The 22,712-nt window shown below is 70.1% G+C and carries 19 protein-coding genes; 15 read left to right on the forward strand and 4 right to left on the reverse strand.

Features of this window, described 5'->3' with window-relative positions:
• Entirely contained in the window at nt 1-1,044 is a 1,044-nt protein-coding gene (locus NR798_RS03335) for a HEAT repeat domain-containing protein (protein ID WP_375769936.1), read from the reverse strand.
• 246 nt (nt 1,045-1,290) lie between these two features.
• Here NR798_RS03335 and hemL point away from each other — a divergent pair, with 246 nt between their 5' ends.
• The 10 genes from hemL (at nt 1,291) to NR798_RS03385 (ending at nt 12,886) form a co-directional block, all read left to right on the forward strand.
• Complete coding sequence (gene hemL, locus NR798_RS03340) at nt 1,291-2,586, forward strand: glutamate-1-semialdehyde 2,1-aminomutase (protein WP_375769937.1); 1,296 nt, start codon at nt 1,291-1,293, stop codon at nt 2,584-2,586.
• The gene (locus tag NR798_RS03345; RefSeq protein ID WP_375769938.1) at nt 2,570-3,949 is read left to right on the forward strand and encodes a serine/threonine-protein kinase; all 1,380 of its coding nucleotides are present in this window, start codon (nt 2,570-2,572) and stop codon (nt 3,947-3,949) included. The genes hemL and NR798_RS03345 overlap by 17 nt, the downstream gene beginning before the upstream one ends.
• A 194-nt stretch (nt 3,950-4,143) precedes the next feature.
• Nucleotides 4,144-5,013 (forward strand): STAS domain-containing protein, encoded by an 870-nt coding sequence (locus tag NR798_RS03350; protein ID WP_375769939.1) that lies wholly within the window; start codon nt 4,144-4,146, stop codon nt 5,011-5,013.
• Nucleotides 5,014-5,026: 13 nt separating this feature from the next.
• Nucleotides 5,027-5,428, forward strand: a complete 402-nt coding sequence (locus NR798_RS03355; RefSeq protein ID WP_375769940.1) for an STAS domain-containing protein — start codon at nt 5,027-5,029, stop codon at nt 5,426-5,428.
• A gap of 4 nt (nt 5,429-5,432) precedes the next feature.
• Nucleotides 5,433-5,813: an anti-sigma regulatory factor gene (locus NR798_RS03360; protein WP_375769941.1), complete on the forward strand. Its 381-nt coding sequence runs from the start codon at nt 5,433-5,435 to the stop codon at nt 5,811-5,813.
• Entirely contained in the window at nt 5,804-6,817 is a 1,014-nt protein-coding gene (locus NR798_RS03365; protein WP_375769942.1) for an ATP-binding SpoIIE family protein phosphatase, read from the forward strand. Before NR798_RS03360 ends, NR798_RS03365 begins: the two co-directional genes overlap by 10 nt.
• Nucleotides 6,814-8,598 (forward strand): ATP-binding protein, encoded by a 1,785-nt coding sequence (locus NR798_RS03370; protein ID WP_375769943.1) that lies wholly within the window; start codon nt 6,814-6,816, stop codon nt 8,596-8,598. Before NR798_RS03365 ends, NR798_RS03370 begins: the two co-directional genes overlap by 4 nt.
• Before the next feature lie 36 nt (nt 8,599-8,634).
• Nucleotides 8,635-10,566: a response regulator gene (locus NR798_RS03375; protein WP_375769944.1), complete on the forward strand. Its 1,932-nt coding sequence runs from the start codon at nt 8,635-8,637 to the stop codon at nt 10,564-10,566.
• 63 nt (nt 10,567-10,629) lie between these two features.
• Nucleotides 10,630-11,745, forward strand: a complete 1,116-nt coding sequence (locus NR798_RS03380; RefSeq protein ID WP_375769945.1) for an N-acetylmuramoyl-L-alanine amidase — start codon at nt 10,630-10,632, stop codon at nt 11,743-11,745.
• A gap of 244 nt (nt 11,746-11,989) precedes the next feature.
• Nucleotides 11,990-12,886, forward strand: a complete 897-nt coding sequence (locus NR798_RS03385) for an aldo/keto reductase (RefSeq protein WP_375769946.1) — start codon at nt 11,990-11,992, stop codon at nt 12,884-12,886.
• A 72-nt stretch (nt 12,887-12,958) separates the two neighbouring features.
• On the opposite strand, the gene NR798_RS03390 is transcribed toward NR798_RS03385, so the two are convergent.
• Nucleotides 12,959-14,554, reverse strand: coding sequence for a Kelch repeat-containing protein (locus NR798_RS03390; protein ID WP_375769947.1), 1,596 nt, complete (start codon nt 14,552-14,554; stop codon nt 12,959-12,961).
• Nucleotides 14,555-14,712: 158 nt separating this feature from the next.
• Here NR798_RS03390 and NR798_RS03395 point away from each other — a divergent pair, with 158 nt between their 5' ends.
• The gene (locus NR798_RS03395; protein ID WP_375769948.1) at nt 14,713-15,105 is read left to right on the forward strand and encodes a hypothetical protein; all 393 of its coding nucleotides are present in this window, start codon (nt 14,713-14,715) and stop codon (nt 15,103-15,105) included.
• Nucleotides 15,106-15,112: 7 nt separating this feature from the next.
• Here NR798_RS03395 and NR798_RS03400 read toward each other — a convergent pair whose 3' ends face one another.
• The gene (locus NR798_RS03400; RefSeq protein ID WP_375769949.1) at nt 15,113-16,744 is read right to left on the reverse strand and encodes a fumarate hydratase; all 1,632 of its coding nucleotides are present in this window, start codon (nt 16,742-16,744) and stop codon (nt 15,113-15,115) included.
• A 195-nt stretch (nt 16,745-16,939) separates the two neighbouring features.
• Here NR798_RS03400 and NR798_RS03405 point away from each other — a divergent pair, with 195 nt between their 5' ends.
• Nucleotides 16,940-17,284, forward strand: coding sequence for a hypothetical protein (locus NR798_RS03405; protein WP_375769950.1), 345 nt, complete (start codon nt 16,940-16,942; stop codon nt 17,282-17,284).
• A 67-nt stretch (nt 17,285-17,351) separates the two neighbouring features.
• Nucleotides 17,352-17,813, forward strand: a complete 462-nt coding sequence (locus tag NR798_RS03410; protein ID WP_375769951.1) for a hypothetical protein — start codon at nt 17,352-17,354, stop codon at nt 17,811-17,813.
• 82 nt (nt 17,814-17,895) lie between these two features.
• On the opposite strand, the gene ligA is transcribed toward NR798_RS03410, so the two are convergent.
• The gene (ligA, locus tag NR798_RS03415; protein WP_375769952.1) at nt 17,896-19,974 is read right to left on the reverse strand and encodes an NAD-dependent DNA ligase LigA; all 2,079 of its coding nucleotides are present in this window, start codon (nt 19,972-19,974) and stop codon (nt 17,896-17,898) included.
• Nucleotides 19,975-20,113: 139 nt separating this feature from the next.
• On the opposite strand from ligA, the gene NR798_RS03420 reads away from it, so the two are divergent.
• Both NR798_RS03420 and NR798_RS03425 read left to right on the forward strand, forming a co-directional pair.
• The gene (locus NR798_RS03420; protein WP_375769953.1) at nt 20,114-21,823 is read left to right on the forward strand and encodes a C69 family dipeptidase; all 1,710 of its coding nucleotides are present in this window, start codon (nt 20,114-20,116) and stop codon (nt 21,821-21,823) included.
• Between the two features lie 147 nt (nt 21,824-21,970).
• Nucleotides 21,971-22,711, forward strand: coding sequence for a PP2C family protein-serine/threonine phosphatase (locus NR798_RS03425; protein ID WP_375769954.1), 741 nt, complete (start codon nt 21,971-21,973; stop codon nt 22,709-22,711).
• The last annotated feature ends 1 nt before the right edge of the window (nt 22,712 follow it).

Here is a 22,712-nt window from a genome sequence, read left to right on the forward strand (position 1 = left end):
CTACCCCTCGCAGCGGTGGTGGTTGGCCTTGTCGGGGAAGACCCGGTTGAAGTCGACCTGGCCCGCGTCATACAGCGCCTTGAAGTCGGCGTGGTCCTGGCGGAAGCGCGCGTCCTGCTGTGCGAAGTCCTTCAGCAGCGGCAGGGCCCGGGCGCCCGCGGCCCGCACCGCGTAGCGGACGATGGCCCAGCGCACGCACTCGTTCTTCTCCTGGGGGAAGGACTCGCGAAAGGCATCGAGCACCGCCTGCGAGTCGCGCCCCGAGGACATCGCCAGCGCGGCCATCTCGCGCACGTCGGGGTCCGGATCCTCGCGCTGCAGCTTCGCCAGCTGCTGGAGCGATGGTCCCTCGATGCGGGCGTCCGGGTAGGTGCCCATCTCGATGGCCAGTGCGCGCACGTCGGGCTCGTTGGAGTCGAGCGCCACCTCCAGCAGCTTTCCCATGTACGGGTCGAAGCGGCCGGTGCGCTGGAAGTCGTTGTCCATCACCCGGCCGAGGGTGCGCACCGTGTTCATGGCCACGCCCGTGGCGAGCGTGTCCCTCTTGGCCAGCGTGGTGAGCCGCTCCAGCATGGCGGGCTCGAAGCGGTGCTGCGTCTCCAGGGCCATGAGGGCGTGGGCCTGGTGGCCGGGGTCCTGGTGGCGCTCGGCCATGGTGGCGAGCCTGTCCACCACCGCGGGGGCGCGCACGGCCTCCGTCTCCCGCACCGCGCGCAGGTAGAGCGGCATCTCGGGCTCCTGCGCGGTGTAGGCCCACTCGAGCACCTGGAGCGCCGCTTGGGGGTCCTTCCCGATGACCTCGGCGAGCCGCTGCTCCAGGAACAGCAGGGCGGCCTGATCCTTCCGGGCGAGGGCCTGGCGGATGGCGGCGCGCACACCTTCCAGTCCGTGCGGGGACTCGAGTTCCAGGTAGCCCGCGTAGCAGGTGAGGCGGGGGAGACGTGGCTCGGCGATGGGCCGCTCGTCCCTGGCGGGGGCGGAGGTGGTGCCGAGCGTGACGAGCAGCGCACCCAGGCGCCCGAACCGGGCACAGGACGAATGCATTCGCGAGACCTTCAACCTGACTCCCGTTGTCATCACCACCCCGCTTCCCCCCACCCCCGTATAGGCATCCGGGCCCGAGAGCGTATAAAACCGCTGCCGGGGTTTTTTCTCCCACCCTCAAAAAAGCTGAAAAACCAGGAATCTGGCGCCGTCGTGTAGAGGAACACCTGACGGAAATCAAGCGGCTGGCGGGTTACCCGTGCGTGACGCCGGTGGGTGCACAAGGCCGCGTGTTATGGAGCCCTCATGAACCACTCGCAGAGCAAGGCCCTCTTCTCCCGAGCGCAGGAGCGCATTCCCGGCGGTGTGAACTCCCCGGTGCGCGCCTTCCGGGGTGTCGGCGGTGAGCCCGTCTTCTTCAAGGAAGGCGCGGGCGCGTGGCTGACGGACGTGGACGACAACCGGTACGTGGACCTGGTGGGGAGCTGGGGCCCGCTCATCCTGGGCCATGCCTATCCGCCCGTGCTGGCGGCCATCACCGAGGCGGCGCGGCGGGGCACCACCTTCGGGGCGCCCACGGACCTGGAGGTGCAGTTCGCCGAGCTCATCTGCGCCACGGTGCCGAGCGTGGAGAAGGTGCGCCTGGTGTCCAGCGGCACGGAGGCCACGGTGGCGGCCATCCGGCTGGCGCGCGGCTACACGGGGCGCGACTACATCCTCAAGTTCGAGGGCTGCTTCCACGGCGCGGGGGACCCCTTCCTGGTGAAGGCGGGCAGCGGCGTGGAGACGCTGGGGCTGCCGGACTCGCCGGGCGTGCCCAAGGAGGTGGCGAGCCTCACGCTGACGGCGCCCTACAACGACCTGGGCGCGGTGGAGCAGCTCTTCTCCAAGCGGGCCAAGGACATCGCCTGCGCCATCATCGAGCCGGTGGTGGGCAACATGGGCGTGCTCATCCCCGAGGAGGGCTACCTGCAGAACCTCCAGGCGCTGTGCCGCGCGCACGGGGTGCTCTTCATCCTGGACGAGGTGATGACGGGCTTCCGGCTGGCCCGGGGCGGCGCGCAGGAGGTGTACGGCCTGCGTCCGGACCTGAGCACCTTCGGCAAGGTGGTGGGCGGCGGCATGCCGCTGGCGGCCTACGGCGGGCGCCGCGACATCATGTCGAAGATTGCCCCCGAGGGGCCGGTGTACCAGTCGGGCACGCTGTCGGGGAACCCGGTGGCGGTGGCCGCGGGCATCGCGAGCCTCCAGGCGCTGCGCGCGCCGGGCGTCTACGAGCGCCTGGACTTCATCGGCCGCGAAATCGAGGCGGGCCTGCGCGCCGAGGCGGAGGAGCACAAGATTCCCGTCACCATCAACCGCGTGGGCAGCATGTTCACCGTCTTCTTCACCGAGGGGCCGGTGTTCGACTACGCGAGCGCGAAGAAGAGCGACACGGCGCGCTACGGCCGCTTCTTCCACCAGATGTTGGAGGAGGGCGTGTACCTGCCGCCCAGCCAGTTCGAGTCGGCCTTCCTGTCGCTGGCCATCAACGAGCCCGAGGTGGCGCACATCCTCCGGGCGGCTCGCAAGGCATTCCGCGCGCTTGGACAGGGCGCCTGAGACAGCGGCCCCCTCGGGCCCCATCCCCTTCGGTCCCTATACCCTGGTGCGGCGCATCGGGTATGGGGGCATGGGAGAGGTGTTCCTCGCGCGCGAGGAGGCGCCGGGCCGCGCCTGCGTGGTGAAGAAGGTGCTGCCGGCGCTGGCGGGCAACGCGCAGTTCCTCGCCCGCTTCCGGGACGAGGCGCGGGTGGTGCTGCGCCTGTCCCATCCCAACATCGCCCGCGTGTGGGCCATGGGCGAGGTGGCCGGGGCGCTCTACCTCGCCATGGAGTACGTGGCGGGCAAGACGCTCAACCGGCTCGCCTGGCGGTTGCGCAACCGGGGCAAGCCGCTCTCCCCGGGGCTGGTGCTGCTCATCGGCGAGCGCATGTGCGAGGGCCTCGCGTACGCGCATGACGCCACGGACGAGCAGGGCCAGCCGCTGCACCTGGTGCACCGGGACTTGTCCCCGGCCAACGTGTGCATCTCCTACGCGGGCGAGGTGAAAATCATCGACTTCGGCGCGGCGCAGTCCACGCTGAAGGAGGCGCAGACGGCGCCCAGCGTGGTGATGGGGAGCATCTCGTACATGGCGCCGGAGCAGGCCCGCAAGCTGCGCGTGGACCGGCGGGCGGACGTGTACGCGACGGCCGTGGTGCTCTGGGAGCTGCTCGCCTGGCGCCCACTGCCGCAGAAGGGGGATGTCGTCGAGCGGTGGAAGCGCGCGGCCTACCCCAAGTGGGAGCCGCCGGGCCTTCACCGGCCGGGGCTGCCGCCCGAGCTGGACGCGGTGGTGCTCAAGGCCCTGTCCACCGAGCCCGAGGCGCGCTTCCCGGATGCCGCGGCCTTCGGGGCCGCGCTGCGCCAGTTGCGCGAGCAGCTCGCCCCCGGCGTGGGAGACGCGGACCTGGCGCGGCTGATGGGCGAGGCCTTCGCCAAGGAGAAGGCGGTGGAGGACGGCGTGCTCGCGGAGCTGTTGCGGCGCGAGTCCTCTCCCCAGCGCTCCATTCCCGAGAAGGAGATGACCGCCTTCGCGCCGCCCACCGCGCTGGCCTTCGAGCACCGCGCGCTCGACGCCCCCGCCGGCTTCGTCCCCTCCGCCGAGGTGCAGATCGTCGAGGAGTCCCAGCCCCAGCCCTCGCCGCAGCCGGCGGACTCCGGGGCTCCCGGCCCGACGCCGCGCTCGCGCGAGGTGCGGGTGGCCTTCGACGTGGAGCAGCCGGGGGAGGAGTCCGGGCTGGTGCGGGCCATCGAAGAAGGAGGCGAGGAGGCCGAGTCGTCCGTGTCCTCCCCCGCTCCGTCCCCCAGGCGGTGGCTCGCCGCCGGGCTGTTCCTCGCCGCGCTCGCGGTGGGCTTCCTCCTGGTGTGGCTGCTGGGGTGAGACCCAGGCCGTCTTCTTCCCGCTGTCCGCGCGGCCTCTTCACTTCGCGTGCCAGGGAGCCGTCGGGGAATTTCACAACCCTCCCGAGTGCTATCGACGAGTGAACATTTGTCACGATCCTGTACCGACGGCCAAGGGTCAGTCCTGAGGGCCCGAGTCCCATGTGGTAGAGGCCGGAACCCAGGAGGCGTTCGTTGACCACTCGTATTCACGAGATTCTCAAGAAATATCCGTCCGAGCTGCTCAATGAGTGGCTCACCGCCATGACGGCCGGCGGGGTGCGCCGCGACGCGCTGATGAAGGAGGGCGAGCTGCGCGAGCAGTGCGCCGAGTTCCTCCGGCTGCTGACGCAGGCCACCGAGCAGGGCAACCTCACGGACGTCACCGCGTCCGCGTTCACGCCGGCCCGGGAGATGCTGGAGCGGCTGTCGCGCTCGCGCAGCCTGCAGGGCTTCTCCCCCGCCGAGACGGCCATCTTCATCTTCAGCTTCAAGCAGCCCCTGTTCGACCGCGTGCGCCGCGAGTACGCCGGTCAGGCGGAGGTGGTGGCCGAGGAGATGTGGGGCGGCACCCTCCTGCTGGACAAGCTGGGCCTGTACACCACCGAGGTGCACCAGCGGGCGCGCGAGGAGGTCATCATGCGCCAGCAGCAGGAGATGATGGAGCTGTCCACCCCCGTGGTGCAGCTGTGGGACCGCATCGTCTGCCTGCCGCTCATCGGCACGCTGGACAGCGGGCGCACCCAGACGGTGATGGAGACGCTGCTGCAGCGCATCGTCGAGACGGGTGCGGAGATCGCCATCATCGACATCACCGGCGTGCCCACCGTGGATACCCTCACGGCCCAGCACCTCATCAAGACGGTGACGGCCACCCGGCTGATGGGCGCCGAGTGCGTCATCAGCGGCATCCGTCCCCAGATTGCCCAGACCATCGTCCACCTGGGCGTGGACCTGGCCGGCGTGGTGACCAAGTCCAGCGTGGCCGGCGCCTTCAACTGGGCCCTCAAGCGCCTCAACCAGTCCATCAGCGCTCCGGGCCAGCGCGTGTCGGGCAAGGCCTAGCCGGAGCCATTCCATGGAGCGCATTCCCATCCTCCGCATGGGGCGGGTGCTGCTGGTCACCATCCAGGTGGACATGCATGACCAGCTCGCGGTGACCCTGCAGGACGATCTGACCGCGAAGATCGTCGAGACCAGCGCCAGCGGGGTGCTCATCGACATCTCCTCGCTGGAGGTGGTGGACTCCTTCATCGGCCGCATCCTCGGCAACATCGCCACCATGTCGCGCGTGCTGGATGCGCAGACGGTGGTGGTGGGCATGCAGCCCGCGGTGGCCATCACCCTGGTGGAACTGGGCATGTCCCTGCCGGGAATCCGCACCGCGCTCAACGTCGAGAAGGGCATGGCGCTGCTGCAGGCCTCCATGGAGGCCGACCAGGACGTGCCCGAGGTTGCGGATGCAAGTTTTGAGGACTGAGGTCATGCCCATCCGCTCGGCGCAGGACCTGGTGCTCGTGCGCCAGGCCGTGCGCACGTGGGCGGCCGAGCTGAAGTTCAGCCTCGTGGAGCAGACGAAGATGGTCACCGCCGCCAGCGAGCTGGCGCGCAACACGCTGGACTATGGCAAGGGCGGCCATGTCACCCTGGAACTCCTCCAGGAGGGCCTGCGCAAGGGTCTGCGCCTGGCCTTCGAGGACAAGGGGCCGGGCATTCCGGACATCGACCTGGCGCTGCGCGATGGGTACACCTCGGGCGGCGGCATGGGGCTCGGGCTGGGGGGCGCCCGGCGGCTCGTGAACGAGTTCGATATCGTCTCCAAGGTAGGGGAGGGTACGCGGGTCACGGTGACACGATGGAAGTGAGCTCCACGGCGATTCCAGTGACGGAGAGCAGTCAAGCGGGCCATGCACGCCGGACGGCGGCGGCCCTGGCCGCTCGCCTGGGGTTCAGCGAGGAGGCCCAGGGCAAGGTGTCCATCGTGGTGAGCGAGGCGGCCAAGAACCTGGTCGCCCATGCGCGCGAGGGGCTCATCCTCCTGCGCGCGATCCACGCGGGCCCTCTCGGCGGCTTGGAGATGCTCGCGCTGGACAAGGGCCCGGGCATGGCGGACGTGGAGCGCTGCCTGCGTGACGGCTTCTCCACCGCGGGCACCAGCGGCGTGGGGCTGGGGGCCATGCGGCGGATGTCCACCCTCTTCGACATCTACTCCATGCCGGGCATGGGCACGGCGGTGGTGGCCCAGCTGTGGGCGGACAAGCCGCCGCCCCCCTGCCGGATGGAGGTGGGCGCGGTGTGCGTGGCCATGACGGGCGAGGAGGTGTGTGGGGACTCCTGGGTGGTGGACTACAAGATGGACCGCTGCGTCTTCCTCGTGGCGGATGGGCTGGGCCATGGGCCCGAGGCGGCCCGTGCCTCCCGCGCGGCGGTGGTGTCCTTCCTGGAGCAGACCCCCCGCGAGCCCCTGGAGCTGCTGCGCGGCGCGCACCAGGAGCTGCGCAGCACCCGGGGCGCGGCGGTGTCCGTCGCCGCGGTGCAGGAAGCCCAGCTGCACTACGCCGGGGTGGGCAACATCTCCGCGGCCGTGGTGGCGCCGGGCGGTACCATCCAGCGGCTGGTCTCCATGAATGGCACCCTGGGGCACCAGGCGCCCCGCATGCAGCAGTTCAGCTACCCTTGGAGCGTGGGGTCCACCCTGGTGATGTGCTCGGACGGCCTGGCCACCCAGTGGCGGCTGGACGCCTACCCGGGGCTGCTCGCCCGCCATCCCAGCCTGGTGGCCGGGGTGCTGTACCGGGACTTCGCCCGGGGCCGGGATGACGCCACGGTGCTGGTGGCCCGCGAGCTGCCCCGCGGAGAATCCCGTTGAGCTCCTCTCTCTTCCAGGCCGAGCTGCGCACCGGACAGGACGTGGTGAACACCCGGCAGCGGGGGCGGCACATCGCCCAGTCCCTGGGCTTCGACGGCCAGGATCAGGTGCGCATCGCCACCGCCATCTCCGAGGTGGCGCGGCTCGCCGCCTCCCATGCCAACGGCCACATCGAGTTCCTGTTGGAGGAGACGCCCGTGCCCGCCCTGCTCGTGCGGGTGCGGGCCTCGGCCTTCAACGAGGGGCTCGTCGTGGGCAACACGCCGGAGACGCTCCGGCCGGGGCCCGCGCTCGCCCCCGCGCAGCGGCTGATGGACCGGGTGGATCTGCGCAAGGACGGGGAGGGCTGGCTCCTGCTGGAGATGACCCAGCGCCTGCCGCAGCTCTCCCCCATGCCCCAGGCCCTGGAGTCGCTGCGCGAGGAGCTGGAGCGGCAGCGGCGCTCCAGTGCCGCCGACGAGCTGCAGAAGCAGAACGCGGACCTGCTGCGCATCCTCGACGAGCTGCAGGCGCGCAAGGCCGAGGTGGACCGGCTCAACCGCGAGCTGGAGGAGACCAACCGCGGCGTGGTGGCCCTCTACGCCGAGCTCGAGGAGAAGGCCGAGGCCCTTCGCCGCGCCTCGGACATGAAGACGCGCTTCATCTCCAACGTCAGCCACGAGCTGCGCACGCCCATCAGCTCCGTGCTCAACCTCTCGCGGCTGATGCTGGACCGCATCGACGGGCCGCTCAACGCCGAGCAGGAGAAGCAGCTGCTCTTCATCCGCAAGTCCGGCGAGGCCCTGCAGGAGCTCATCGACGATCTGCTCGACCTGGCCAAGATCGAATCCGGCCGCTCGGAGGTGCTGTGCACGCGCTTCTTCGTGGCGGACCTCCTGGGCGCGCTGCGCGGGATGCTCCGGCCGCTGCGCGTGACCGAGGGCGTCTCGCTCGTCTTCGATGAGCCCGAGGGGCTGCCGGAGCTGCACACCGATGAGCGCAAGCTGTCGCAGATTCTGCGCAACCTCGTGTCCAACGCGCTCAAGTTCACCCGCCAGGGCGAGGTGCGGGTGGCGGCGCGGGTGGGCCCCCGGGATACGGTGGTGTTCTCGGTGCGCGACACCGGCGTGGGCATCGCCCCGGAGGACCAGGAGCGCATCTTCGAGGAGTTCGTCCAGGTGGAGGGCCCCCACCAGCAGGGGGTGAAGGGCACGGGACTGGGGCTGCCCCTGTCGCGGCGGCTGGCGGAGCTGCTCGGCGGCTCGCTCACCGTGGAGAGCCAGCCGGGCCAGGGCAGCACCTTCCATGCGGCGGTGTCCCGCGACTACACCCAGCGGCCAGGGGCCGGGGGGGAACAGGGCGGGGACGCCCAGTCGTTGGAGCAGGAAACATCCCATGCCCGGACAGTTCTCATCATCGACGACGACGAGGTCGCCCGCTACCTGCTCCAGCGGCTGCTCGCCGACGCCTCGCTCCAGTTCCGCGAGGCCCCGTCGGGTCCGGAGGGGCTGCGGCTGGCGGGTGAAATGCGGCCCGCCGCCATCGTGTTAGACCTGTCCTTGCCCGGACTGGATGGCTTCGAGGTGCTGGAGGCACTGAAGCGCGACCCCGCCACCCGGAACATTCCCGTCATCATCCATACCAGCCGCTCGCTGACCGAGCAGGAGCGCGGGCGCCTCCTCGCCGGCGCCGTGGGCATTCTTTCCAAGAGCGGGCTCACCCGGGATGTGGCGCTCGAGCTCCTCCAGCGGGCACTCTCCAGCCCCCCCCAGGGGCCTGGAGGCGGCTCCGTCCCGCGCTGATCCCCCCGCCCCCCGCGAGTCTTTGAGGAGACCGACGTGTCTCATAGGGAAACCATCCTCCTCAACATCAACGACAACGAAGCCAACCGCTATGTCGTCACGCGCATGCTGCGGGCGGCGGGCTTCCAGGTGCGCGAGGGAGGCACCGGCGCCGAGGCGCTGAAGCTGGCCGCCGAGGTGCTGCCGGACCTGGTCATCCTCGACGTGAAGCTGCCGGACCTCAATGGCATCGAGGTGTGCCGGCGGTTGAAGGCGGAGCCGCGCACGGCGGGCATCGCCGTGCTGCACCTGTCGGCCAACTACATCCGCCCGGAGAACAAGGTAGAGGGGCTGGAGAGCGGCGCGGACGGCTACCTGGCGCAGCCGGTGGACGCCTCGGAGCTGCTGGCCACGGTGCGCTCGCTGCTGCGCATGCGCCAGGCCGAGGAGGAGGCGCGCGCGGCGGCGCTGCAGTGGAAGAGCACCTTCGACTCGCTGGGCGACGGGGTGTGTCTGCTGGATGGGCGTGGGCAGGTGATGCGCGCCAACCAGGCCCTGCTGAAGCTGCTCGGGCTGTCCGGGGAGCAGGTGTTGGGGCGGCCCTTCGAGGAGCTGATGCGGGCGGCGGCGGGGACGGAGGCCGAGCTGCCTCCGAGCTGCGGCGCGGCGCTGTCCTGCCACGAGGAGACGGAGGTGAGCCTGGGAGGGCGCTGGTACCGCGTGGCGGCCAACCCGGTGGAGGGCCCGGAGGGCACGGCGGTGGGGGCGGTGCGCATCCTCACGGACATCACCCCCCGGCGCGAGCTGGAGGACGCGCTGCGGCAGCGGGCGGCGGACCTGGCGGAGGCGGACCGGCGCAAGGACGAGTTCCTGGCCATGCTGGCGCACGAGCTGCGCAACCCCCTGGCGGCCATCACCAATGCCTTGCACCTGCAGGCGGCCACGCAGCCGGACGGCGGCGAGTCCAAGTCCATGCGGGTGATGATGCGGCAGAGCCAGCACCTGGCGCGCATGGTGGATGACCTGCTGGACGTGTCGCGCTTCAACCGCGGCCACATCGAGCTGCAGCGGGCGCTGGTGGACCTGCGGCAGGTGGTGCAGCACAGCGTGGAGGCGCGCCGGCGGTCCCTGGAGGAGAAGGGGCTGCGCCTGGAGGTGGCGATGCCCGCCTCGGGCGGCCTGTGGCTGAATGGAGACGCCACGCGGCTGGAGCAGGTGGTGTCCAACCTGCTGGACAACGCGCGCAAGTACACCGGGCCCGGCGGCCACGTCTTCGTCGGGGTGACGGTGGAGCGCAAGGGACAGGAGCGCCAGGCGGTGCTGCGCGTGCGGGACACGGGCATCGGCATGAGCCCGGAGCTGCAAGCGCGGGTGTTCGAGCTCTTCGTGCAGGCGCAGCAGCAGCTGGCGCGCTCCTCGGGCGGACTGGGCATCGGGCTGACGCTGGTGCGGCGCCTGGTGGAGCTGCACGGCGGCGAGGTGTCGGCGTACAGCGAGGGCGAGGGCAAGGGCAGCGAGCTGGTGGTGCGCCTGCCCCTGGAGGCCGAGCAGGCCCTGTCCGCGCCCGCGCTGGAGAAGCCGGCGGCGGGCCGCGAGGAGTCCTCGACGCGGCGGGTGCTGCTGGTGGAGGACAACGAGGACACGCGCGAGGTGCTGCGCGAGCTGCTGGAGATGTGGGGGCACCGGGTGGAGGTGGCGGAGGATGGCTTCAAGGGGGTGCAGCTCTTCCCCGCGTTGAAGCCGCACGTGGCGCTGGTGGACCTGGGGCTGCCGGGGATGGATGGCTTCCAGGTGGCGCGCCGGATTCGCGAGTGCGAGGGCGGCCGGGATGTCTTCCTGGTGGCCCTCACGGGCTACAGCGGCGAGCACCGCACCCAGGCGGTGGAGGCGGGCTTCAACCTGCACATCGTCAAGCCGGTGAAGCCGGACGACCTGGAGCGGCTGCTGGAGCAGATCCCCGGAAATCCGGTGGGCACGCAACTTCCGTGACGGATTTGCGATAATTCCATCGACGTCACTGATTTTCAGTGGCTCCCGCCTCCGGAGTCGACCGTGAGCACCATCTCCTCGTCCCGCCCCAGCGTCGCCCGTACCCCCGCGGCGGCCGCCCCCCCCACCCTGCCCGCGGGCCCCCTGTCCAAGGGCGCCTCGGGCCCGGCGGTGAAGCAGCTCCAGTCGGCCCTGGTGAAGCTGGGCCACATGACGCAGGCGCAGATGAACACCGGCCCGGGCACCTTCGGTCCCCAGACGGAGGCCTCGCTCAAGAAGTACCAGGCGGCCAACAAGCTGACGGCGGACGGGGTGTTCGGCCCGAAGACGCGCGCCGAGATGCTCAAGGACCTCACCCCGGCCAAGCCCGCGCCGAGCAAGCCGGCTCCCTCCGTCACCGCCCCCCCGGCGGGCCTGGAGCGCGGCAGCAACGGCCCCGCGGTGAAGCAGCTCCAGTCGGCCCTGGTGAAGCTGGGCCACATGACGCAGGCGCAGATGAACACCGGCCCGGGCGTCTACGGCCCGGCCACCGAGGCGGCGGTGAAGAAGTTCCAGGCCCAGTGGAAGGTGGGCGTGGACGGTGAGTACGGCGCGAAGACGAAGGCCGCCATGGACAAGGCGCTCGCCGGCCAGAAGCCGCCCGCGTCCACCCCGACGACGCCGACGAATCCCCCTTCCACGGGCGGTGTGAAGAAGCCGGACATGAAGTGGGTGCCCTCGGCCAATCACAGCTCGCGCGGCGGGGCGGACATCGACGCCATCGTCCTGCACCACACCGCCTCCAACAACGAGGCGGCGGACCTGGCGACGCTCACCAAGAATGGCACGGGCGTGAGCGCGCACTACCTCATCGGCCAGGACGGCACCATCTTCCACCTGGTGGATGACAAGATGGCGGCGTGGCACGCGGGCGTGTCGACGCTGCACGGGGACACCAGCCCCAGCGTGAACGCGCGCTCCCTCGGCATCGAGATCACCAACGACGGCAGCGGCAAGACGCCCTTCACCGAGGCGCAGTACAAGGCGCTGGAGAAGCTCGTGCCGTACTTGGCCAAGACGTACAACGTGCCCATGAAGAACATCCTGGGTCACAAGGACGTGGCCCCGGGCCGCAAGGTGGACCCGGCGAGCAACTTCAACTGGGACCGCATCCGCCGCGCCACCGACGCCGTCATCTGAGCCCCTCGAGGGCAGTGAGCGAAGACACCCCCTCTCCCCTCGGGAGAGGGTCAGGGTGAGGGTGCCCGGCCTCGTGCTCCAACCTGTGCCCCGCAGTGGGGACAGGGGGTTCAACCCGGGTCCACCCGATACCCTCACCCCGTCCCTCTCCCGAAGGGAGAGGGGAAATGGCCGCGAACCCGCTGCGCGGTGCCCGGGTCCCGGTTAGGTTGCCCGCCCTGTGCTGTCAGCACGAGGAGAGCGGATGACGACGATCAACGCGGCGGCGAGCGGTACCTTCCGGATTGGCGGCGACCTCGAGGTGAACCGCCTCGGGTTCGGTGCGATGCGCATCACCGGCAACGGCATCTGGGGAGACCCGGAGGACCCGAAGGAGGCGCGCCGCACCGTGGCGCGCGTTCCCGAGCTCGGCATCAACTTCATCGACACCGCCGACAGCTACGGCCCCTTCGTCAGTGAGGACATCCTCGCGGAGGTGCTCTCGCCGTACAAACGCGGACTGGTGATCGCCACCAAGGGCGCGCTCACCCGGCACGGGCCCAACATCTGGCTCCCCGTGGGCCGGCCCGAGTACCTCCGCCAGTGCGTGCTGATGAGCCTGCGGCGCCTGAAGCTGGAGCGCATCGACCTGTGGCAGCTGCACCGCATCGACCCGAAGGTGCCTCGGGACGAGCAGTTCGGTGCCATCGCGGAGATGCAGCGCGAGGGGCTCATCCGCCACGCCGGCCTGAGCGAGGTCTCCGTCGAGGACATCCAGGCCGCGGGCAAGTTCTTCAAGGTCGCCACGGTGCAGAACCTCTACAACCTCGCGAACCGCCAGAGCGAGGCGGTGCTCGACCACTGCGAGAAGAACGGCATCGGCTTCATTCCCTGGTATCCGCTCGCCGGTGGTCCGCTGGCGAAGGAGGGCGGAGTGCTCGACACGCTGGCGAAGAAGCTCGGGGCCACGCCGTCGCAGGTGGCGCTCGCGTGGGTGCTCAAGCGCTCGCCCGTCATGCTGCCGATTCCGGGCACCGGCAAGGTGAAGCACCTGGAGGAGAACACCGCGGCCGTCTCCGTGAAGCTCAGTGACGAGGATTTCCGCACGCTCGACGCCCAGGGCCAGGAGGCGTGGCGCGCGCAGCAGGCCTCCCGGCGCTGAGGAGGTCTCCGCGGCACGGGTGCCCCCGGGAACGGCGAGGGCACCCGGCCGTCACGTGCGGCCCGCCCGGGTTCAGCGCGTGTAGCGCTGCGCGGTGGTGACCACGCTGCCGGAGGTGGCGCCGCCCGTCACCAGCACCTGGCCCGAGTGCAGGAACGTCGTGGCATGGCCGTAGAGCGGCGCCGTCAGCGAGCCCGCGGACAGCCACGCGTTCGCCGACGGGTCATACAGCGACGCCTGGCCGGTGGAGTGGGTGACGAGCACCTCGCCCGAGTAGAGCAGCGTGGCGCTGATGGCGGAGGCGCCAGCGGCGAGGGTGGGGCCCGGGTACCACGGGGTGGCGTTGTACGGGTCGTAGAAGTCCACCGCGTCGTGGCCGCCGCCGAGCACCATCACCGTGCCCGAGTAGAGCCGGACGGCGACGTGGCCGGAGCGGGCCCGGGGCATGAGGGCCACGGGCGACCAGGTGTTGGTGGCGGGGTCGTACTCCTGCGCGTTGCGGAGCGCGCCGGACGCATAGGTCTTTCCGCCCGTCACCAGCACCTTGCCCGAGTAGAGCAGGGTGGCGACGTGGCTGTCGCTGGCCGTGGGAGCGGAGGCCGCCGGGCTCCACGTGTTCGTGGCCGGGTCATACAGCTCCGCGGTGTTCGTCTCCCCCTCGGTGGAGTAGCCGCCCACCACCAGCACCTTGCCCGAGTCGAGCACGGTGGCCGTGTGGTTGCCGCGCGGCGTGCTCATCGTGTTGCTCGTGGCCGTCCACGTGCCGGTGGCCTGGTCATACACCTCGGCGGTGCGGCGCCAGTAGAGCGGCGCCGAGCCGATCCACCCGCCCGCCACCAGCACCTTGCTCGAGGAGATGGGGGTCGCGGTGTGCTTCGTGCGCTCGTAGAGGGGCGCGGCCGTGGGCGTGGACACGTTGCTGTAGGGGTTGAACACCTCGGCCGTGGTGCCGCTCACCACCAGCACGTCGCCCGTGCCGTTGAGCAGCGTCGCGGTGTGGGCCGAGCGCGCGGTGGCCAGGCCGCCGGTGACGCTCCAGGTGCCCACGCTGGTGGGCTCGGGGGCCGTCGAGGCCGTGATGGTGGGGGCCGTGGTGCTGGTGAAGAAGTCCGGGAACGTCGCGACGTAGTAGGAGCCGCTCCCGGTCTCTCCAGGCAGGACGCCGCCCTTCTCACCCCGGACCTTCAGGGTGGTGCCATCCGTCATGAGGGACAGCTCCCCGTTGACGTAGGTGGGGCGGAAGTCGACATGCGCCGCGAGGGTCGCCGAGCGCACCACCGACAGGGTGTCCGGAGCCACGTGCCGCAACTCCAGCCAGGTGCCGGAGGAGCCGCTCGGCGAGTACTTGTTGGTGTAGCTGACGGCGACCCCGAGGTCATTCGCGGCCAGCGAGAGCTGGGGGACCGAGTACGCGCCCGGCAACTCCACGCTCCCCTCGCCCCACGCGCAGGTGGAGGAGGCCTGCCGGGTGACGACGGGCACGTACACGGGCGGGTACGGAGGCATCACCTCCTTGTACGACAGCGTGAAGGTGCAGCCGCGGGACACGGCGGTGGTCAGCGCGGCGGCGCTCGTGACGAGCTGGGACGGCTCTTGCGCAGCGGGCGCTCCACAGGCCTGCATCAAGAGGGTGGTGGCGAGGGATGCTGCGAGTTTGACGGTGCGCATGCGTTCGGGCTCCTTGTGCGCGCCCATCTTCCGGATCAGCCCTCACTCCGTCTATCCGTATTTTCCCTGTATTCCTCTTCTCTGTTTCCAAGACGCCGCAACACGGAGGTGCTCGGACACCGCCCCCATGAGCCCCTCACCTGCGGTATGTGGAGGGCATGGCGATTGAAACAGAGACGGGGGTGACGCTCCCCTTCGACCGCTTCTGGGACTGGATCCTGGATCACACCAACTGCATCCTCAGCGTCGGCACGGAAGACTCCTGGCTGTACGACGCCGAGGCGCTCCACTGGGTGCTCTTCGCGGAGGAGAACGGCTCGCCCGTGGTGCAGCTCATCCTGGGCAAGCGGCTGGTGGGGGAGATGGTGCTGGACACCACGGACCTGCACCAGGTGCAGGTGGTGGCGGATCCAGACAACGTGGAGCGCGGCTACTTCCTCTTCAAGGTGGTGGGGGGCCTGAAGTCGGCCCCCCGGGTGCGCTACACCTTCCAGCTGGCGCACGGGCTGGAGAACATGCCCACCCCGCACGTGGCGGGGTTGAAGCACTGAAGGGCGCTTACGACTTCTTCGTGGGCTTGTTGATGTCCGCGAAGAAGTCGTTGCCCTTGTCGTCCACGACGATGAAGGCCGGGAAGTCCACCACGTCGATCTTCCAGACGGCCTCCATGCCCAGCTCGGGGTACTCGAGCACTTCCACCTTCTTGATGCAGTCCTTGGCGAGCCGCGCCGCGGGGCCGCCGATGGAGCCGAGGTAGAAGCCGCCGTGCTGCTTGCAGGCCGCGGTGACGGCCGGCGAGCGGTTGCCCTTGGCCAGCATCACGAAGCTGCCGCCCTGCGCCTGGAACTGGTCCACGTAGGCGTCCATGCGGCCCGCCGTCGTCGGACCGAACGAGCCGGAGGCGTAGCCCTCGGGCGTCTTCGCCGGGCCGGCGTAGTACACCATGTAGTCCTTGAGGTACTGCGGCATGCCCTCGCCGCGGTCCAGGCGCTCCTTGATTGTGGCGTGCGCGATGTCGCGCGCCACCACCATGGGGCCCGACAGCGACAGGCGCGTCTTGATGGGGTAGCGCGACAGCTCGGCGCGGATGTCCGCCATGGGGCGGTTCAGGTCGATCTTCACCACCTCGCCCGACAGGTCCGTGTCCTTCGTCTCCGGCAGGTACTTCGCCGGGTCCGCCTCCAGCTGCTCCAGGAAGACGCCGTCCTTGGTGATCTTCCCGAGCGCCTGGCGATCGGCGGAGCAGGACACGGCGATGGCCACCGGGCAGGAGGCGCCGTGGCGGGGCAGGCGGATGACGCGCACGTCATGGCAGAAGTACTTGCCGCCGAACTGGGCGCCGATGCCGGTGCGCTGGGTGAGCTTGAGGACCTCCTGCTCGAGCGCCACGTCGCGGAAGCCGCGGCCGAGCGCGTTGCCCTCGGTGGGCAGTGAGTCCAGGTAGCGGGCCGAGGCGTACTTGGCCGTCTTGAGCGCGAACTCGGCCGAGGTGCCGCCCACCACGATGGCCAGGTGGTACGGCGGGCAGGCCGCGGTGCCCAGCGAGCGGATTTTGGACTCGAGGAAGGTCAGGAGGCTCTGCGGGTTGAGGACCGCCTTGGTCTCCTGGAAGAGGTAGCTCTTGTTGGCCGAGCCGCCGCCCTTGGCCATGAAGAGGAACTTGTAGGCGTCGCCGTCGGTCGCATACAGCTCGATCTGCGCCGGGAGGTTGTTGTTGGTGTTGACCTCCTTGTACATGTCGAGCGGCGCCATCTGCGAATAGCGCAGGTTGGCGGTGCGGTAGGTGTCGAAGACGCCGCGCGAGATGGCGGCCTCGTCACCGCCGCCCGTAATCACGTACTGGCCCTTCTTGCCCATGACGATGGCGGTGCCGGTGTCCTGGCAGGAGGGGAGCACGCCGCCGGCGGCGATGTTGGCGTTCTTGAGCAGCTCGAGCGCCACGAAGCGATCGTTGGACGAGGCCTCGGGATCCTGGAGGATGTTCGCGAGCTGCTGGAGGTGGCCGGGCCGCAGGAGGTGGGAGATGTCCCGCATGGCCTCGCGGGTGAGGAGCGAGAGCGCCTCGGGGGCGACCTGGAGGAAGGTCTTCCCGCCGGCCTCGAAGGTGGAGACGTGGTCCTTCGTGAGCAGCCGGTAGGGCGTCTCGTCCTTGCCGAGCGGCAGCATGTCCTGGAACTGGAAATCGTTCATCGTGGCCTTCTCCAACGGTTGGCTCCCCCGATTGTCGGCGCAGAGAGGCCCGTCCGGGGAGCCTCCCGGGAACACATCGAAAACCTTCCCTCATGCGAGCGACGAGCCATTGTAGAGGAGCCGCCCGCAGGCCCTGGGGGCGGCCGGGGGAGGCCCGCTGGACAGCCTCCGGGGCGGTGCCATTGTTGCCGAGCCATGACCTCCCCCGCCGTTCCTTCTCCGGCCATCTACGTCGATGTCGATGACACCCTGGTGCGCAGCTTCGGCAGCAAGCGCATTCCCATGACGGGGATGGTGGAGCGGGTGAGGGAGCTCGCCCAGAAGGGGGCGACGCTCTACCTGTGGAGCACGGCAGGCGCCGACTACGCCCGGCGGACCGCGGCGGAGCTGGGCCTCGAGGACTGCTTCCAGGCCTTCCTGCCCAAGCCCGAGGTCCTCATCGATGACCGGGCGCTGGAGGACTGGCGGGTGTCGGAGATCCACCCGGCCGCCTGTCATTCCATGCGGTTGGAGGACATCCTGCGCACCCGGCGCGGCTAGCAGGCTTCCAGCCGGGCGAGGGGGGCTCGCTTGCCTGTTCCAGCGGTTCCCTGTCACGCTGGAAGGGATGGCGCCGCCGAGCAACATCACCATCGATGATTCCTTGTGGCCGCTGCTCGTCTTGCGTTTCTCTGGAACGCCGACGAATCAGCAGTTCGAGGAGTACATGGCCCGGCGGGGGAACTACCTGGCGCGCAACCAGAAGCACACGCTCATCTACGACACGGTGAGCTTCAGCGTGCTGACCGGCGAGCAGCGCCAGCGGCAGATCAACTGGCTCAAGGAGCACAAGGAGCCGTTGCAGAAGCTCTCGCTGGGCAGCGCCCTCATCATCACCTCGCCCGTCGTGCGGCTGTTGCTGAGCGGCATCCTGCACTTCTCCCAGGCGGCCACGCCCTACCATGCCGCCCGCTCGCTGCCCGATGCCGCGAACTGGTGTGCGGGGCGCCTCGCGAGTGCTGGTCTCTTCGTGGAGGCCCAGCGCGTCCGGACACACTTCGGGATGACGCCGCGCGAGGGCACGGGCTGAGCCGGTCCGGACCCGAGGGCGAGCAACTGGTCCGACTGTTGGACCAGTTGGTGCCGCGCGCGCCCGGAAGGGGTCTCTGCCCTCAGTGCAGCGTGCGGGGCTTCCCGAGGCGGCCGAGGAACTCCTGCTCGTCCACGGTCTCGATGCCGAGGGCCCGGGCCTTGTCTGACTTGGTGGCGCCCGGATTCGCTCCGACGACCACGAAGGCGGTGCTCTTCGACACGCTGGAGGTGACGCGTGCTCCAGCGGCCTCGGCCGCGTGCGTGGCCTCCTCGCGGCTCATCGTCTCCAGCTCGCCGGTGATGACCACGGCCTTGCCGGACAGCGGGCCCGCGGTGGGCTTCCCGGTGGCGGGGGCCTCGTCCTGGAGCTGGACACCTCCGCGGCGCAGCTTCTCGAGGAGCCGCACGTTCTCCGGCTGCTGGAGCCAGGTGTGGAGGCTCTGGGCGATTCTCGGGCCGACGCCCTGCACGGACTGAAGCTCGTCGATGGAGAGCTGGCGCAGCGCGTCCATGGATGGGAAGCGCTGGGTGAGCAGCCGGGCGGCGAACGGGCCCACGTGCCGGATGTTGAGGCCCACGAGCAGCCGCCAGAGGGGACGGTGGCGCGCGGACTCGATGGCCTCCAGCAGGTTGCGCACGGACTTCTCACCCGTGTTGGGCAACTGCCCGAGCTGCTCGGCGGTGAGGAAGAAGATGTCCGCCGGGTCCTTCACCAGCCCCAGTTCCAGCAACTGCATGCCGGTGACGTACCCGAGGTGCTCGATGTCCATGGCGCCGCGCGAGGCGAAGTGGAAGAGCCACTCGACGGCCTGGGACGGGCAGCCCACGCGGTTGGGGCAGCGCCAGTCGGCCTCGCCCTCCTCGCGGACCAGCTTCGTGCCGCAGGCGGGGCACTTCTTGGGGAAGCGCCAGGGACGCGCGTCCGGGAGGCGCTTGGAGAGCACGGGGCCGACGACCTCGGGGATGACCTCGCCGGCCCGCCGGACGATGACGGTGTCTCCCTCGCGCACGTCCCGGCGGCGGACCTCCTCCTCGTTGTGGAGCGTGGCGTACGTCACCGTGGCCCCGCTCACCCGCACCGGCTCCAGCACGGCGAAGGGCGTCACCTTGCCCGTCCGGCCCGTGTTCACCGCGATGCTCTTCACCCGAGTGGTCCGCTCCTCCGGCGGGAACTTGAAGGCGATGGCCCAGCGCGGCGCCCGGCTCGTCTCTCCCAGCTCGCGCTGCTGCTCCAGCGCGTCCACCTTCACCACCGCGCCGTCGATCTCATAGTCCACGTCGTGGCGGTGCTCCTGCCAGTACGCACAGAAGTCCTGCGCCTGCTTCAACGTGCGCACCTGCTTCAGCTCCGGGTTCACTGGCAGCCCCAGGCGCTTCAAGTAGTCGAGCGACTCGGAGTGCCGGGAGAACGTGACGCCCTCGGCGAACCCGAGCGCGTAGCACCACAGCCGCAGTGGCCGCGAGGCCGTCACCGCCGGGTCCTTCTGCCGGAGGCTCCCCGCGGCGCCGTTGCGGGGGTTGGCGAAGGGCCGCTCACCGCGCTGCGTCAGCTCCGCGTTGAGCCGCTCGAAGGCCTTCACGGGCAGATAGACCTCAGCGCGCACCTCCAGCACGCGCGGGAGCCCGCCGCCGCGCAGGCGCATGGGCACCGAGCGCAGGGTGCGCACGTTGGCGGTGATGTCCTCGCCCACGAGCCCGTCTCCCCGGGTCGCCGCCCGCACCAGGACGCCGTCCTCGTAGGTGAGCGAGACGGCCAGCCCGTCGATCTTCAGCTCGCAGACGCAGTCCGTCCGGGCACCCAGGCGCCGCTCCACGCGTGCGGCCCAGGCGGCGAGCTCCTCGGCGGAGAAGGCGTTGTCGAGCGAGCGCATCGGCACCCGGTGCTCCACCGGGGCGAACAGCTCCGTGGGCCTGCCGCCCACGCGCTGGGTGGGGCTCTCCGGGAGGAGCAGCTCGGGAAACTCCGCCTCCAGCTGGCGCAGCTCGCGCATCAACGCGTCGTACTCGGCGTCGGTGACCTCGGGGCTGTCGAGCACGTAGTACCGGTAGTCGTGCGCGTTGATGAGGTCGCGCAGCTCCTCGACGCGGCGCTGGGCCACCTCGCGCCGACGCTCGTCCCCGCTCAGGGGGCGTGTTCCCGTGGGAAGCTCAGGTTGCATGTCCCTACCCGACCTTTTTCCAAGCTAGGCCGTGCCCGCGTTCTGGGCACCTGCCGCCCGGCTCCCTGCCTGGTGAGCGGGGGACGTGGAGCAATCGGAAAGGGGTGCACCCGGGGGAGCCCTGGTAGCATCCGCCGCCATGATTCGACCCCTGACGAAGTTCCTCCCGGCCCTGGCCGTCTCGGCGGGACTGGTCGCTCCCGCCGCACTCGCCTGCACCAGCCTGCTGGTCAACAAGGGCGCCACGACCGACGGCTCCACCCTCATCACCTACGCCGCGGACTCGCACGAGCTGTATGGCGAGCTGTACTACACCCCCGCGCGCCGCAACGCGCCGGGCGCCCTGCGCGACATCGTCGAGTGGGACACGGGCAAGTTCCTCGGCCGCATCAAGGAAGCCCCCGTCACCTACACGGTGGTGGGCAACATGAACGAGCACCAGCTCTCCATCAGCGAGTCCACCTTCACCGGACGCAAGGAGCTGGAGGGCCCGGCGGGCATCGTCGACTACGGCTCGCTCATCTACGTCGCCCTGGAGCGCGCGAAGACGGCCCGCGAGGCCATCAAGGTCATGACCGACCTGGTCGCCGAGTACGGCTACGCCTCCACCGGCGAGTCCTTCTCCATCGCCGACCCCAAGGAGGCGTGGATTCTGGAGATGATCGGCAAGGGCACGGGCAAGAAGGGCGCGGTGTGGGTGGCCCGCAGGCTGCCCGAGGGCTACCTGTCGGCGCACGCCAACCAGGCGCGCATCCGCCAGTTCCCGCTCACCGACGCGGAGAACACCCTCTACTCGCCGGACGTCATCTCCTTCGCGCGCGAGAAGGGCTGGTTCACCGGGGCGGACAAGGACTTCAGCTTCGCGGACACCTACCACCCGCTGGACTTCGAGAGCGTGCGCTTCGCCGAGGCGCGCGTGTGGAGCATCTTCCGCCGCGCGGCGCCGTCGGCCGGGCTGGGCCCGGACTACGTGGATGGCTCGGCTCCCACCAAGCGGCTGCCGCTCTGGGTGAAGCCGGACAAGAAGCTGGCCGTGCAGGACGTCATGGGGCTGATGCGTGACCACTTCGAGGGCACGCCGCTGGACATGACGAAGGACGTGGGAGCCGGGCCGTACGCCGCGCCCTACCGCTGGCGCCCGATGACGTGGGAGGTGGACGGCAAGAAGTACCTCCACGAGCGCGCCATCTCCACGCAGCAGACGGGCTTCTCCTTCGTGGCGCAGATGCGCGCGTGGATGCCGGGCCCCATCGGCGGCGTGCTCTGGTTCGGCGTGGATGACACCTCCACCACCGTGTACACGCCCATGTACGCGGGCATCCGCACCACCCCGAAGAACCTCGCCACGGGCGTGGCCAGCCGCGGCGAGTTCTCCTGGGACTCGTCCTTCTGGGTGTTCAACTGGGTGTCCAACCAGGCCTACGCGCGCTGGAGTGACATGAGCGTGGACGTCCAGAAGGTGCAGGGCGAGCTGGAGGGCCAGTTCCTCGCCGACCAGGCCGACATCGAGAAGGCCGCGCTGGAGCTGTACAAGAGCTCGCCCGAGCAGGCGCGCACCTATCTCACCGAGTACTCGACGCAGCAGGGCGACAAGGTCCACGCCCGCTGGCGCAAGCTGGGCGAGCAGCTGCTGGTGAAGTACATCGACGGCAACGTGCGCGACGAGCAGGGCAAGGTGAACCACCCGAAGTACCCGGACGCGTGGTACCGGCACATCGTGCGCGACACCGGCTCGCGGCTGGCGATTCCCGAGGAGCCCAAGCCCGCCGAGGCGAAGCCGCAGGCGCAGCCCGAGGTGAAGCCGGCCCCCAAGGCCGAGCCGAAGCCCACCGTCGCTCCGGCGCCGTGAGGCGGTGAGGGGCCCGGGCGCGGAGAGCCGCTGCCGCGCCCGGGGAGCAGGGGGCCAGGGAGGCGTTATCTCCTTGGCCCGGTGCCTGGACCCGTCGAGACTCGCCGAGGGATGAGCATCTTTCTCTCGACACTTTCCGGGTCCGCCATGCCTCGAATCGACAGCGGAGCGGCCACGCACATAGGCCGCCGGCCGAACAACGAGGACTCCTACTGCCAGAGGCCGGAGCTGGGCCTCTTCGCGGTCGCGGATGGCCTGGGGGGCCATGAGGGCGGCGAGGTGGCCAGTCAGCTCGTGTTGAGCACGATGGTTGACTTCCTGGCCGCCCAGGAGAGCCAGCCGCAGCCCGCTCCGCCGGGTGGCGGAGCCGAGAGCCTCATCGTCCGAGCCGTGCGCCTGGCCCACCACGAGGTGCTCGTGCGTCAGAGCGGCAGGCTGTCGATGATGGCCTCGACGATCACCGCGCTGCTGTTGAGGGACGCGGAGGCCGTCGTGTGCAACCTCGGGGACAGCCGCACGTTCCTGGTGCGCGGCGGGGAGTTGCGGCGGCTCACGCGGGACCACACGGTGCTCGCGGAGATGGAGGAGGCGGGGCTGGATACGAGTAACCCCTTCGCCATGATGCACCGCAACTCGCTGACGGGGGCGGTGGGGATGGAGGCGAGCGTCGACCCCGAGTGCTGCCGCGTGGAGGTGCAGCCGGGGGATGTGCTGGTGCTCGCCAGCGATGGCCTGTACGAGCCCGTGCCGCCGGCGCTGATGGTCTCGGTGTTGGAGCAGGGGGGCTCGGCCCAGGAGATGGCCGAGCGGCTCGTTGCCAAGGCCTACGAGCGGGGAGGCACCGACAACATCACCGGCGTGGTGGTCCGGGTGCTGGAGAACGGCTGAG

It is taken from the genome of Archangium gephyra (genome assembly GCF_042230915.1).
GTDB lineage: Bacteria > Myxococcota > Myxococcia > Myxococcales > Myxococcaceae > Archangium > Archangium gephyra_B.

Bases quoted from the DNA above. Each gene is read 5' to 3' on its own strand.
- NR798_RS03335 (WP_375769936.1), bottom strand. From the start codon at position 1,044: ATGCATTCGTCCTGTGCCCGGTTCGGGCGCCTGGGTGCGCTGCTCGTC.
- hemL (WP_375769937.1), top strand. From the start codon at position 1,291: ATGAACCACTCGCAGAGCAAGGCCCTCTTCTCCCGAGCGCAGGAGCGC.
- NR798_RS03355 (WP_375769940.1), top strand. From the start codon at position 5,027: ATGGAGCGCATTCCCATCCTCCGCATGGGGCGGGTGCTGCTGGTCACC.
- NR798_RS03360 (WP_375769941.1), top strand. From the start codon at position 5,433: ATGCCCATCCGCTCGGCGCAGGACCTGGTGCTCGTGCGCCAGGCCGTG.
- NR798_RS03365 (WP_375769942.1), top strand. From the start codon at position 5,804: ATGGAAGTGAGCTCCACGGCGATTCCAGTGACGGAGAGCAGTCAAGCG.
- NR798_RS03385 (WP_375769946.1), top strand. From the start codon at position 11,990: ATGACGACGATCAACGCGGCGGCGAGCGGTACCTTCCGGATTGGCGGC.
- NR798_RS03390 (WP_375769947.1), bottom strand. From the start codon at position 14,554: ATGCGCACCGTCAAACTCGCAGCATCCCTCGCCACCACCCTCTTGATG.
- NR798_RS03395 (WP_375769948.1), top strand. From the start codon at position 14,713: ATGGCGATTGAAACAGAGACGGGGGTGACGCTCCCCTTCGACCGCTTC.
- NR798_RS03400 (WP_375769949.1), bottom strand. From the start codon at position 16,744: ATGAACGATTTCCAGTTCCAGGACATGCTGCCGCTCGGCAAGGACGAG.
- NR798_RS03405 (WP_375769950.1), top strand. From the start codon at position 16,940: ATGACCTCCCCCGCCGTTCCTTCTCCGGCCATCTACGTCGATGTCGAT.
- NR798_RS03410 (WP_375769951.1), top strand. From the start codon at position 17,352: ATGGCGCCGCCGAGCAACATCACCATCGATGATTCCTTGTGGCCGCTG.
- ligA (WP_375769952.1), bottom strand. From the start codon at position 19,974: ATGCAACCTGAGCTTCCCACGGGAACACGCCCCCTGAGCGGGGACGAG.
- NR798_RS03420 (WP_375769953.1), top strand. From the start codon at position 20,114: ATGATTCGACCCCTGACGAAGTTCCTCCCGGCCCTGGCCGTCTCGGCG.
- NR798_RS03425 (WP_375769954.1), top strand. From the start codon at position 21,971: ATGCCTCGAATCGACAGCGGAGCGGCCACGCACATAGGCCGCCGGCCG.